Genomic DNA, 12,870 nt, shown 5'->3' with positions numbered 1-12,870 from the left:
GTTTAAACTATTACACGATTTAACAATTCTACATATATTTTAATTCCTTCTTCAATTTCAGACAAATATATAAATTCATCGGCAGAATGAGAACGTGTACTGTCTCCCGGGCCTAATTTTAAAGATTGGCAACTTAAAACAGATTGATCAGATAAAGTAGGAGAACCATAAGTTGCTCTTCCCATGGCAATACCTGCTTTTACTAGATCGTGATTGGTAGAAATAGAAGAGGAGTTTAAGCGTAAACTTCTAGGTGTAATTTTTGTACAAGGCGATTTTTCTTGTAAAATATCAGCAATTTCTTTATTAGAATATGCATCGTTTACACGAACATCAACAACTAAATCTACATGAGCAGGAACAACATTGTGTTGTTTTCCTGCATTAATTTGAGTAACCGTCATTTTTACATCGCCTAAAGCAACTGAAGGTTTCTCAAATTTAAAATCTTTAAACCATTGTAATACTTCAATTGTATTATAAATAGCATTGTTGTTATTTGGGTGCGCAGCATGACTTGGAGTTCCTTCTACAACGGCATCAAAAACTACTAATCCTTTTTCTGCAACTGCTAAATTCATTAATGTAGGTTCGCCAACAATGGCTACATCAATATCCGGAATGATGGCTAACATACTATTTAATCCATCTGGTCCGCTGTTTTCTTCTTCTGCAGAAGCTACAATAACCAAGTTGTATTTTAAGTTTTCTTGTGCGTAAAAATTAGTAAAAGTTGCTATTAAGGAAACCAAACATCCACCGGCATCATTAGAACCTAAACCGTATAATTTTCCGTCTTCTACAATCGCTTTTAAAGGATCTTTTGTATACGCAGAGTTTGGGTGAACTGTATCATGATGAGAGTTTAGCAATAAGGTTGGTTTGCTTTCATCAAAATGTTTGTTGGTTGCCCAAATATTATTTTTTGTTCTTTTAAACGGAATTTCATTTTCTATAAACCATCCTTCTATAAGTTTGGCTGTATTGTGCTCTTCTGTAGAAAAAGATTGGGTTTCAATCAAATTCTTTAAAAGAGAAATTGCGTTTTCTGTTAATTTTTCGATCCTCATTTTATAATGTAATGGTTGTAAAATTATCGTTTTCTTTTGTCAACATAGATGTGTTTCCTATATGTACTCTAGCTACTCCGTTGTTTAAAGCATCAAAGCAATTATCTATTTTAGGAATCATTCCGTCGGTAATAATTTCATCTTTTAACAACTCTTTATAGGTGTTTGTGTTGATGTATTTGACTACCGAATTTTTATCATTAAAATCTTTTAAAACACCATTCAATTCAAAACAATAATAAATGGATGTTTCATAGATTTTACTCATTCCTACTGCAATGGTACTTGCAATTGTATCTGCATTTGTATTTAGTAACTGACCGCTACCATCGTGCGTAATAGCGCAAAATACAGGTGTAAAATTGGCTTTTATTAATTTATCAATAGCATTAGAAGCTACTTTTTTTACATCACCCACAAAACCAAAATCTACTTCTTTTATAGGTCGTTTTTCTGATTGTATGCTGTTAATATCTGCACCTGTTAAACCAATGGCATCTATTTGTAAAGCCTGTAATTTAGCAACTATATTTTTGTTAACCAAACCACCATAAACCATGGTAATTACTTCTAAAGTTTCTGCATCAGTAATACGTCTACCATTTACCATTTTAGACTCGATGCCTAATTTAGAAGCAACATGAGTAGCGCGTTTTCCGCCTCCATGAACTAAAATTTTGTTCCCTTCTAAATTAGAAAATAATTTTAGAAAAGCATGTAAAGAAGTTTCATCTTCTATAATGTTTCCTCCAATTTTTATGATTGATAGTTTTTCCATTTTTTGTTTTTCTGTCATTGCGAGGAAGAATGACGAAGCAATCTCTTAATTAGGTAGATTGCTTCTTACCTCGCAATGACGTTAGTTATTTTCTAATATCTTTTTTAATACCAATTGAGCTGCATAAGTTCTATTATTTGCTTGCTCAATAACTAAAGAGTTGTCAGAATCTAAAACGGCATCTTCTACCACAACATTTCTTCTAACCGGCAAGCAGTGCATAAACTTAGCATCACCAATTTTGTCTTTGGTAATCATCCAATCTAAATCTGTCTTTAAAACTTTTCCGTAGTCATCATAAGAGCTCCAGTTTTTAGTATACACAAAATCGGCATCTTTTAAAGCTTCTTCTTGATTGTGATAAATAGGTGTGTCTTTTGTAATTTCTGGATTCAAATTATATCCTTCCGGATTTGCAATTACAAATTCAACATCCATTTTTTGCATAGCTTGTACAAAACTATTTCCAACCGCATGTGGTAAAGCCTTTACATGTGGCGCCCAACTTAAAACCACTTTTGGTTTCTTTTTGGTTGTATTTTCAGAAATAGTAATAGCATCTGTTAACCCTTGTAATGGGTGACCTGTTGCACTCTCCATACTTACAACGGGTACAGAAGCAAATTGAACAAATGAATTTAAAATCTGTTCTGATTCGTCTAGTTCTTTATCCGTTAAGGTAGGAAAAGCTCTTACAGCAATAATATCGCAATATTGAGATACTACAGCGGCAGCTTCTTTAATATGTTCTGCAGTGTTTCCATTCATTACAGTTCCATCTCCAAATTCAATTCCCCAAGCATCACCCGAAACATTCATCACAATAGGATCCATACCTAAATTTAACGCAGCTTTTTGGGTACTTAAACGCGTACGTAAGCTCGAATTAAAGAATAACAATCCTAATGTTTTGTTTTTTCCTAAGTGATTATTACTTAGAGGTTTTCTTTTTATTTCTTTCGCTTCTAGAATCCAATTGTCAATATGTTCTATGTCGCTTATAGAGATGTAATTTTTCATTTTTATTGTTTAATCGTTTAAATCGTTAAATTATTTAAAAGTACTTAGACTACTAAATAATTACACTTTTAAAGAGTTACACTTTTTATTTTATTTTTGTAAACGCAACCTTATTATCAAAAGCATTGGTTATAAAATTGTCTTCTAAACCATTTACAATCCAAGTTTCTATGTTTGCGTTTTTTGCAAGTTCTGCAGCTTCAATTTTAGAAGCCATTCCACCACTTCCGTGGGATGATTTAGAATTTACAACTTCGTCTTTTAAATGGTCAAAATCTTCAACCACCAAAATAGTTTCTGGCGCGTTGTTTTTAAAAGACTCTTTGGTGTAAATTCCGTTGGTGTTTGTGGCAATAATTAGCAAATCTACATTTAATAAAGTAGCCGTTAAAGCGGCTAGTTTATCATTATCACCAAACTGAATTTCATCGGTTGCAACCGTATCATTTTCGTTAATAATAGGAATGTAATTATTGTTTACCAACACATTAATAGTGTTTACAATATTGGTTTTACTTTGTTGTTTTTCAAAATCTGAATAGGAGAGAAGGCATTGAGAACTCAACAAACCGTATTCTCTAAAAATTTCTTGATAGATTCTAATTAAATGTGGCTGACCAATAGAAGCCAAAGCCTGTTTTACAAAAACTTCTTCGTGTTTGCTTTCTAATTTTACAAACTGTTTTGCAACAGCAATAGCGCCAGAACTCACAATAATAAACTCGCAAGTATCTTGTAGTTTTGCAATTTGGTTTGCAATATCTTCAATTTTACCTCTAGAAATATTATCTGTTTCTTTGGTAAGTGTGTTAGAACCTATTTTTAGTAAAATTCGTTTCTTTTTTTGCATTGTATTTGTTTTTTCAACTGCTTACTGTGATTGTAACCTGTGACTGTAGTTTTGACTGCCAACTGCGACTGAAAAACTGCCAACTAAAATTGTTAACTTCTCACTTGTCCGTTTCCATGAACGTACCATTTGTTGGTAACCAAGTGTTGCAAACCAATTGGCCCACGTTGGTGTAATTTGTCTGTACTAATCGCTAATTCGCCACCCAAACCTAATTGACCACCATCTGTAAAACGAGTAGAAGCATTATGATAAACCACTGCAGTATCTACGTTTTCCATAAACACTTTAGCAACTTTAATTTCTTTGGTAATAATGGCAGCAGAATGTCCGCCAGCATATTTGTTAATCATGGCAATAGCGTCAGCATTAGAAGCTATTTCACCTATTACAATTTTATAATCTAAAAACTCTTCGTACCAAACTTCATTTGATGAAATCTCTTCTAATTTATGGTTTTTAGCAACAGTTGCATCCCCTAAAACTTGAATTTTAGCAGTATTTAATTTAGCAATTAGTTTATTGATAAACGCTTCTTTATTTGGTAAGTTTTTATCAATTAAAACTTTATCAACCGCGTTACAAGCAGATATTTTAGATTTTCCGTTGATAATTACATCAACAGCAATATCTAAATCGGCTTCTTTTTCTACATACACAAAGTTGTTTCCTCGTCCGCTAATAATAACGGGGCAAGTAGCATGTTCTTTCACAAAAGCAATCAAACGTTCTCCACCTCTTGGTACAATTAAATCTACTTTCTGAGTTGGTTTTTCTAAAAATGCTTGTGTTTCTGTTCTGTTAAATTGTAAATATTCTACCCAATCTGTAGAAGCATTGTGCATTTTTAAAGCCTGGTGCCATAATTCTACAATTTTTAAATTAGATTGTAAAGATTCTTTACCACCTTTTAATAATATTTTATTTCCAGATTTAAATGCAATACCGGCTGCTTCTACAGTAACATCTGGTCTCGATTCATAAATAATAAGAATCGTACCAAAAGAAGCTGTTTTGTTATACACTTGCATTCCGTTATCATGCTTAAAGCTAAAACGCTCTACACCTACAGGGTCATCTTGCGAAGCTAAATGTTTGGCAGCAGCAATCATTTCATCAACCTTCTTATCATCTGCTTTTAAGCGATCAAACATAGAAATGTCTTCACCTTTATACGCTTCTAAATCTTTTTTGTTGATGCTAATAATAGATTTTCTTTCTTTTTCAAGAAGTTCTGCCATTGTAAGTAGTACGGCGTTTCTAGTTTCTATGGATAATAACGTGTTCATATTCTTTTAGTATTCAGTTTACAGTTCTCAGTATCAATTCTAAAAAATCTTATCGAATTCTGTGTTTATAATTATTTACTCTTCTAAGGCTTCAACCAAAGCTTCAAAAAATTGATTGATGTGCCCTTTATTAATGGTTAGTGGAGGTAAAATTCTTAACAAATTTTTATTCATTGCGCCACCAGTAAATATCTGATAATCGTAAATTAATTTCTTGCGTAATTCTCCAACTTCAAAGTCGAACTCTAAACCAAGCATTAATCCTTTTCCTTTAATATTTTTTATCTGCGGAATTGTCTTTGCAATTTTTAAGAAATAGCAAGACATTTCATTTACGTTGTCTATTAAGTTTTCTTCTTCAATAACATTTAAAACAGCTAAACCTGCAGCACAAGCCAAGTGATTTCCTCCAAAAGTAGTTCCTAACATTCCAAATTTAGATTCGATACTTGGGTGAATTAAAATTCCTCCAATAGGAAAACCATTTCCCATTCCTTTAGCAATAGAAATAACATCTGGAGTTACATTATAATGCTGAAAAGCAAAAAACTTACCAGATCTACCATAACCAGACTGTACTTCATCCGCAATAAAAAAAGTATTGTTTGCTTTACAAAGTACATCTACTTGTTCAAAAAATGCTGCAGTTGCTTGGTCTAAACCACCAACTCCTTGTATAAACTCTACAATAACGGCACAAACATCTCCTTTTTCAAGTTCTGTTTTTACGCTATCAATATCATTTAAATCTAAAATAGTAACTTTTTGTTGCGCGTTAATTGGTGCAATAATATTTTTATTATCAGTTGCAGCAACGGCAGCAGAAGTTCTACCATGAAAACCATTTTTAAAAGCAATAACTCTAGACTTGTTCGTTTTAAAAGAAGCTAGTTTTAATGCGTTTTCGTTTGCTTCTGCACCAGAATTACATAAAAATAATTCGTAGTCTTTACAACCAGAAAGTGCTTCTAATTTATTAGCTAATTGAACTTGTAAAGGATTCTGAATAGCATTCGAATAAAAACCTAATTTAGAAACCTGCTTAGAAACAGCTTCTACATATTTAGGATGCGAATGACCAATAGAAATTACGGCATGACCTCCGTACAAGTCTAAATATTCTGTTTTATTATCATCATAAACATAAACTCCTTTTGCTTTTACTGGAGTTACATTATATAAAGGGTAAACGTTAAATAATGGCATGATTTTAGTTTTTTATTTGGTTGATTTTCTCAAAAGATTTATTGATTCCTGTAATTAAAGACGAGCTTAAACCTTGGTGTTCCATTTCGTTTAAACCTTCAATTGTACAACCACCAGGAGTGGTTACTCTGTCTATTTCTGCTTCTGGGTGTCTGCCAGATTCTTTTAATAAAGTAGCTGCTCCAAAACAAGTTTGCATTGCTAATTCATGTGCCACATCGGCTTCAAAACCTAATTGAATAGCACCTTGTGTTGTTGCACGGATTAAGCGCATCCAAAAAGCAATTCCGCTTGCACAAATAACAGTAGCAGCTTGTAATTGTTCTTCCGGAATTACCATAGAAAGCCCTAAACTATTAAAAATAGTTTTTGCCAATTCCACTTTTTCTTTTCCTTTTGTATTCGGAGAAAGACAGGTCATAGATTGCCCAACAGAAGCAGCTGTGTTTGGCATAGAACGAATAATATATTTGTCGGCTCCAACAATGGCTTCAATTTTATCTAGAGAAAATCCTGTAATTACAGAAATTAAAACATGATTTTCTTTTAACAACGGTTTTACAGTGTTTAAGATATTTTCTAAATGGCGTGGTTGTACCGCAAAAATTAAAATATCAGAATTTTTAATAGCTTCTTCGTTGTTAGAAGTTAAAATAACTTCGTTATAGTCATCAAAACCTTTAATAGAGTGGGTGTTTCTTTTTGTTAAATACAAAGAACTCACCACCTTATTTTTTAATAAACCCTTGGCTATAGATTGTCCTAAACTTCCTGCTCCAATAATTGCTACTTTCATAATAAAATATATTTCAAAGTTAAAAACCTTGTTCTTTAATTTGTCTTTCCTGTAAAATCAGGAATCTATTTTGGGCGTTCCCTAAAGGTCGCGCTTTACACTATATCTTTTTTATCGTACCTCTAAAAAAGGATGCCGTTTCAATCGCTAACGCGGGCTAGCAAATAATTAACAACCTATTTTACTATTATAATTACGAGGCAATCCTTTGTCAAATAAATTCTTGGTTATCGACCTGGGATTAAAAATAATTCGCTTTTAAATTTAAACCTAACGATTCTTCAAAACCATACATTAGATTAAGATTCTGAATTGCTGCTCCAGAAGCTCCTTTTAAAAGGTTATCTATAGTACTTGTAATTAGTAATTTATTACCGTGTTTTTCTAAACCAATAATACACTTGTTTGTGTTTACAACCTGTTTCATGTGTACATCCGTATCAGAAACAAATGTAAAAGCAGCATCTTTATAATACTCTTTGTACATTTTTGTAGCTTCTTCTATAGAACCTTCAAACTTTGTGTAAGTGGTTGCAAAAATTCCTCTAGAAAAATTACCTCTATTTGGCATAAAGTTAATTTCCGAATTAAAATCGCTTTGTAAACGCTTTACAGACTGATTAATTTCTCCTAAATGCTGATGATTAAATGCTTTGTAATGAGAAAAATTATTATCTCTATAAGTAAAATGTGTTGTTGCAGAAAGCGAAGTTCCTGCACCAGTTGCACCTGTTACTGCATTAATATGAATATCGTTTTGTAACAACCCGTTTGCAGCCAAAGGCAAAATTGCCAATTGTAAAGCAGTAGCAAAACAACCAGGGTTTGCAATGTATTTTGCTGTTTTTATACTTTCTTTATCCAATTCTGGCAAACCGTACACAAATTCTTTTCCTTCAAAGTTTTTATCTGCAAGTAATCTAAAGTCATTACTTAAATCGATGATTTTTGTCTTGTCAGAAAAAGTAGTTTTCTCTAAAAAAGCAGTTGAATTTCCATGTCCTAAACATAAAAATAAAACATCAACATCTGTATTTATCTTGCTTGTAAAATCTATTTCTGTATCACCAATTAAATCTTGATGTACTTTGTACAATTTATTGCCAGCATTAGAAGTACTGTACACAAAATTGATATTTGTTTCTGGGTGATTCAATAATAATCTGATTAATTCACCAGCTGTATAACCTGCGCCACCTATAATTCCTACTTCTAATTTTTTCATTTCTTAAAAATGTTTAACCGTGTAATTGTTTAATCGTGTAATTGTTTGGTTGCGTAATAAACAGTTAAACAATTACGCGATTACACCTATTTTCAACACTATTGATTTACTTGTCTATATATTTTATTCTGATTTCCTAAGATTTTAATAAATCCTTTTGCATCATCAGCTGTCCAAGCTTTATTTTCTTCACCATACGTACTAAATGCACTAGACATTAAATCGTGGTCAGAAATAATTCCGTCTAAAGAAAAATGATAAGGTTTTAAAGAAACCACTACATTCCCAGAAACCATTTTTTGAGAACTTTGTAAAAAAGCTTCCGTATCTCTCATTACAGGATCTAAATATTGACCTTCATGTAAATGCATTCCGTAGAAACTAGATAAATATTCTTTGTGTTGTAATTGCCATTTTGTTAAGGTATGTTTCTCTAACAAGTGGTGTGCTTTTACGGTGATTAAAGCAGCAGCAGCTTCGAAACCAACTCTACCTTTTGTACCCACAATAGTATCTCCAACATGAATATCTCTACCAATTGCAAATTTTGATGCAATATTATTTAGGTTTTCAATATTTACTTCTGGTTTATTTTCTTGTCCGTTTAAGGCAACAAACTCTCCATTCTTAAAAGTCAAGGTAACCTTTTCTTCACCTTCTTTTTCTAACTGAGAAGGGTATGCTTCACTAGGTAAAGGAAGTTCAGATTTTAATGTTTCAACTCCACCAACACTAGTTCCCCAAAGCCCTTTATTTACCGAATATTTAGATTTTTCCCAAGGCATGTCAATACCTTCAGACTTTAAATAATCTATTTCTTCTTGTCTTGTTAATTTTTGGTCTCTAATTGGCGTAATAATTTTGATTCCTGGAGCTAAGGTTTGAAAAATCATATCAAAACGTACTTGATCGTTTCCTGCACCTGTACTTCCGTGTGCAATATATTCTGCACCAATACTTTTTGCATATTCTACAATTTCAATTGCCTGAATAATTCTTTCTGCACTTACCGAAAGCGGATAAGTAGCATTTTTTAGAACGTTACCAAAAATTAAATACTTTACTACTTTATTGTAAAAAGTAGCAACGGCATCAATATTTTTATAAGTAGTAACTCCCATTTTGTAGGCGTTACTTTCTATATGTTTAATTTCTTCTGTTGTAAATCCACCGGTGTTAACACTTACGGCATGCACATCATATTCTTTTGATAAACTAACGGCACAATAAGAAGTATCTAAACCACCACTATACGCAATAACTAATTTTTTCATTTTTTATCTTTTTTTAGAAACAAGTTCTGTTTAATATTTTTTAATTTTTGAAAAACGTTCTCTTTTACTTCTTTAGACGCTTCTTTATTATTATTTTTTGGGTCAAACAACATCCCTGTACACAAACACATTTTTCTATCTGTTCTTGTTAAAACATCATAGTTTCTACACGTTTGGCAACCATCCCAAAAGCTTTGGTCGTCTGTAAGTTCAGAAAAAGTTACCGGTTTGTACCCTAAATCGCTATTTAGTTTCATTACTGCTAAACCAGTAGTAATACTAAAAACTTTTGCATCTGGAAACTTAGTTCTAGAATGCTTAAAGATTACTTGTTTAATAGATTTAGCAAGTCCTATATTTCTATAATCAGGATGTACAATTAAACCAGAGTTGGCAACAAATTTACCGTGTCCCCATTGCTCTATATAGCAAAACCCTGCAAATTTACCATTGTCTAAGGCAATTACTGCATTACCGTTTTCCATTTTTGTGGCAACGTATTCTGGTTTTCTTTTTGCGATACCTGTTCCTCTAACCTGAGCAGCATCTTCTATTGTTTTGCAAATAATATCTGCGTAAACAGTATGTGATTTGTTAGCAATTACAATTTCCATTGCATTGTGTTTTTAATTTTATTAAAGTTGTTGTTTGTATTTGTTTGAATGCAGAATCGGACTCACCTAAATTCCATAATAGTCTAAACACCCAAAGGGCGAATAGAGAAACTACGTCGTACATTAATATTGTTATTGGTTAAAATAACGAAAAATTGAAAGTAAGTTTTGTAAGAAATGTTCACGATAAAAAAATAAATGGATAAATACTGTAATAAGTTGATTTGTTGCTAGTGTAGAATATTAGCGACGGCGGTTGCGCAAGCGCAAGCTGGGACTTATTGTAGTACATAAATTATTTTCTCTTGTAGTAATCATACGGCTAAAGTATATATTTTTTTAAAAGTATTATCAAAAATGCAGCGGTTTTTTGTGAGTTTTATTAAATTTAAACAAATTTGAAGTTTGCGTTAAAAATAAATCAACAGATACCTTAAATAATCTTTTTTTCATAATTTTTTTTGTTAAAAATAGAAGTGTATTTTATAATTACAACCTCATTTAATGTGAAAACTACAATTCAGCCTTAAAAAGTTACAACTCGGTATTCTTTAATTTAAAAAACAAGACTTCAGTTGCATCTTTGTATCATAATTAACCATTAAAAACAATTTATTATGAAATTTATCTTCGCAATTTTAGGAACCGCAATGTTATTTATAACAAACAAAGTAACAGCTCAAAACAACACAATAATAGCAACCGTTGTAAATATTACTTCAGATACTGGTAAAGTAGCTTTTGCTTTGTATGACAAAACTAATTTTAGAATGAAACCATTACAGTCTAATAATGTGATGATTAACAACGGTAAAAGTACAGTAACTTTTAAAAATGTAGAACCTGGCGAATATGCCATTATTTGTTTTCATGATAAAAATGAGAATCATAAAATGGATTTTAAAACAAATGGTATGCCTTTAGAAGATTATGGAGCTTCTAATAATGTAATGAGTTTTGGTCCACCTAAATTTGACGATGCAAAATTTAGTGTTACTGATAAAAATGTATCTTTAGAAATTAAATTTTAGTATGTTTATTTTACTAAATTAACTCCCAAAAATGAAGAAATTAGACACAAATATCTATAAAAAAATTAAACACGATTTTATAGTTTGTACAAAGCTTACTTTAATTATAGGAAGTATTTTTGTGATTATAAATCAGCAATTTAACTTAAAGGGGGTTGGTTTTACTTTTTTAATTTCTGGTATGTATTCTTTTACGTTAGGTTTAGGAAATGGAATAATTAATGAATACTTAAATACAAAATGGGATTGGGTTAAAGAAACCAATAAAAGGGTTTGGTCTGGAATTATTTTGACCGTAATATATACTGTTATTGCTGTTTTAATCATTCATTATATTCAATATATAGTTCTTTTTGGGAATCCGGTTGAAGATTTTTTTAAAGGATATTTAGTTTGGGTACACTTATTTGCTATTATATTCTCATTAGGAGTAGCCGCTTTTTTGCATGCCAAAGGCTTTATGGTCAATTGGAAATCTGCCATGACACAAGAAAGTACGCAGCAACAGATTGTAGCAAAAACAGAAACCGCAAAATTTGAATCTTTAAAAAATCAACTAGATCCGCATTTTTTATTTAATAGTTTAAATGTGTTAACCAGTTTGATTGGCGAGAATCCTGCGCAAGCAGAAAAATTTACCACAAAATTATCTAAAGTATATAGATATGTTTTAGAACAAAGAAATAAAGATTTAGTACCCATTGATGAAGAATTGAAATTTGCAAAAACATATATGCAACTCTTAGAGATGCGTTTTGAAGATGCTGTGAAATTTAATATTCCGGATACTATAAGTACTAATGAGTTAAAAATTGTGCCACTTTCTTTACAACTATTGTTAGAAAATGCAGTAAAACACAATGTAGTTTCTTCTTCTAAACCTTTAACAATATCAATTTACGAAGAAGACGGTTATTTAATTATAGAAAACAACGTAAATCCAAAAGAAGCAATAGGGAAAAGCACCAAAGTTGGGTTGCAAAATATTGCAGATCGATATGGATTGATCACTCAAAAAGGAGTGAAAATAGAAAACAACAACAAAACTTTTAAGGTGAGTTTACCTCTCTTATATAAAATGAACGATATTATGTACACAGACGATTTAGAAAATAGCAAATATGTAAAAGCAGTAGAAAGAGTAGAGAAATTAAAGGAATTTTATCAGAATTTAGCCTCTTACTGTATTGTAATTCCTTTTTTAATTTTTATCAATTTAAGGTTCTCTCCAGGGTTTCATTGGTTTTGGTTTCCAATTTTTGGATGGGGAATGGGGTTAGCGTTTCACTTTTTAGAAGTAAATAATTATAATATTTTCTTAGGGAGTAACTGGGAAGATAGAAAGATTAAAGAAATGATGGATAAAGAAAACCAACATAAAAACAGAAGGTAATGGAACGAGAATTTACACAAGAACAGAAATATATATTAGCTAAAAATAGAGTTGAAAAAATTGCTAAGTTTTATAAACACATGGCAACGTATGTGGTTGTAAATGTTTTTTTAAGTGCAATTTTTATTGTTGGTGATGTAAATGACGGAGAGACTTTTAACGAGGCGTTGTTTAATTATCATAATTATAAAATTTGGTTTTATTGGGGAATAGGGATTGTTTTTCAGGCTTTAAATACTTTTGGATTGTCGTTGTTTCTAGACAAAGATTGGGAACAAAAGAAGATTGCAAAATATATGAACGAACAACATAAAAGAAGATAGA

At 31.4% G+C, this 12,870-nt stretch carries 13 protein-coding genes; 3 read left to right on the top strand and 10 right to left on the bottom strand.

Features of this window, described 5'->3' with window-relative positions:
* Nucleotides 1–2 precede the first annotated feature (2 nt).
* The 10 genes from WHD07_RS03980 to WHD07_RS03935 all read right to left on the bottom strand — a co-directional run bounded on the left by WHD07_RS03980 (nucleotide 3) and on the right by WHD07_RS03935 (nucleotide 10,122).
* Complete coding sequence (locus tag WHD07_RS03980) at nucleotides 3–1,070, bottom strand: M20 family metallo-hydrolase (RefSeq protein WP_343330154.1); 1,068 nt, start codon at nucleotides 1,068–1,070, stop codon at nucleotides 3–5.
* 1 nt (nucleotide 1,071) lies between these two features.
* Nucleotides 1,072–1,848 (bottom strand): acetylglutamate kinase, encoded by a 777-nt coding sequence (argB, locus tag WHD07_RS03975; protein WP_343330153.1) that lies wholly within the window; start codon nucleotides 1,846–1,848, stop codon nucleotides 1,072–1,074.
* A gap of 81 nt (nucleotides 1,849–1,929) precedes the next feature.
* A complete protein-coding gene (locus WHD07_RS03970) occupies nucleotides 1,930–2,868 on the bottom strand; it encodes an acetylornithine carbamoyltransferase (protein WP_343330152.1) in 939 nt (312 codons plus the stop codon).
* An 85-nt stretch (nucleotides 2,869–2,953) separates the two neighbouring features.
* Nucleotides 2,954–3,718, bottom strand: a complete 765-nt coding sequence (proB, locus tag WHD07_RS03965) for a glutamate 5-kinase (protein WP_105049042.1) — start codon at nucleotides 3,716–3,718, stop codon at nucleotides 2,954–2,956.
* A gap of 92 nt (nucleotides 3,719–3,810) precedes the next feature.
* Nucleotides 3,811–5,007 (bottom strand): glutamate-5-semialdehyde dehydrogenase, encoded by a 1,197-nt coding sequence (locus WHD07_RS03960; RefSeq protein WP_343330151.1) that lies wholly within the window; start codon nucleotides 5,005–5,007, stop codon nucleotides 3,811–3,813.
* A 75-nt stretch (nucleotides 5,008–5,082) separates the two neighbouring features.
* On the bottom strand, nucleotides 5,083–6,213 hold the full coding sequence (locus WHD07_RS03955; RefSeq protein ID WP_343330150.1) for an aspartate aminotransferase family protein: 1,131 nt from the start codon (nucleotides 6,211–6,213) through the stop codon (nucleotides 5,083–5,085).
* 4 nt (nucleotides 6,214–6,217) lie between these two features.
* Nucleotides 6,218–7,009, bottom strand: coding sequence for a pyrroline-5-carboxylate reductase (gene proC / locus WHD07_RS03950; RefSeq protein ID WP_343330149.1), 792 nt, complete (start codon nucleotides 7,007–7,009; stop codon nucleotides 6,218–6,220).
* Between the two features lie 241 nt (nucleotides 7,010–7,250).
* Complete coding sequence (gene argC, locus WHD07_RS03945) at nucleotides 7,251–8,234, bottom strand: N-acetyl-gamma-glutamyl-phosphate reductase (protein WP_105049038.1); 984 nt, start codon at nucleotides 8,232–8,234, stop codon at nucleotides 7,251–7,253.
* A 98-nt stretch (nucleotides 8,235–8,332) separates the two neighbouring features.
* Nucleotides 8,333–9,508: an argininosuccinate synthase gene (locus tag WHD07_RS03940; protein WP_343330148.1), complete on the bottom strand. Its 1,176-nt coding sequence runs from the start codon at nucleotides 9,506–9,508 to the stop codon at nucleotides 8,333–8,335.
* Nucleotides 9,505–10,122, bottom strand: a complete 618-nt coding sequence (locus WHD07_RS03935) for a GNAT family N-acetyltransferase (protein WP_105049036.1) — start codon at nucleotides 10,120–10,122, stop codon at nucleotides 9,505–9,507. Before WHD07_RS03935 ends, WHD07_RS03940 begins: the two co-directional genes overlap by 4 nt.
* Before the next feature lie 617 nt (nucleotides 10,123–10,739).
* On the opposite strand from WHD07_RS03935, the gene WHD07_RS03930 reads away from it, so the two are divergent.
* Genes WHD07_RS03930 through WHD07_RS03920 form a run of 3 tightly spaced genes read left to right on the top strand, consistent with a single transcriptional unit; the run spans nucleotide 10,740 to nucleotide 12,869 of the window.
* Nucleotides 10,740–11,153: a DUF2141 domain-containing protein gene (locus WHD07_RS03930; protein WP_343330147.1), complete on the top strand. Its 414-nt coding sequence runs from the start codon at nucleotides 10,740–10,742 to the stop codon at nucleotides 11,151–11,153.
* A 31-nt stretch (nucleotides 11,154–11,184) separates the two neighbouring features.
* Nucleotides 11,185–12,546 (top strand): 2TM domain-containing protein, encoded by a 1,362-nt coding sequence (locus WHD07_RS03925; RefSeq protein ID WP_343330146.1) that lies wholly within the window; start codon nucleotides 11,185–11,187, stop codon nucleotides 12,544–12,546.
* Entirely contained in the window at nucleotides 12,546–12,869 is a 324-nt protein-coding gene (locus WHD07_RS03920) for a 2TM domain-containing protein (RefSeq protein WP_343330145.1), read from the top strand. The genes WHD07_RS03925 and WHD07_RS03920 overlap by 1 nt, the downstream gene beginning before the upstream one ends.
* The last annotated feature ends 1 nt before the right edge of the window (nucleotide 12,870 follow it).

The organism is Polaribacter staleyi, from assembly GCF_038024045.1.
Lineage (GTDB): Bacteria > Bacteroidota > Bacteroidia > Flavobacteriales > Flavobacteriaceae > Polaribacter > Polaribacter butkevichii.
The sequence above is the reverse complement of the archived record's forward strand: the minus strand, read 5'-3'. Positions and strand labels throughout refer to the sequence as shown.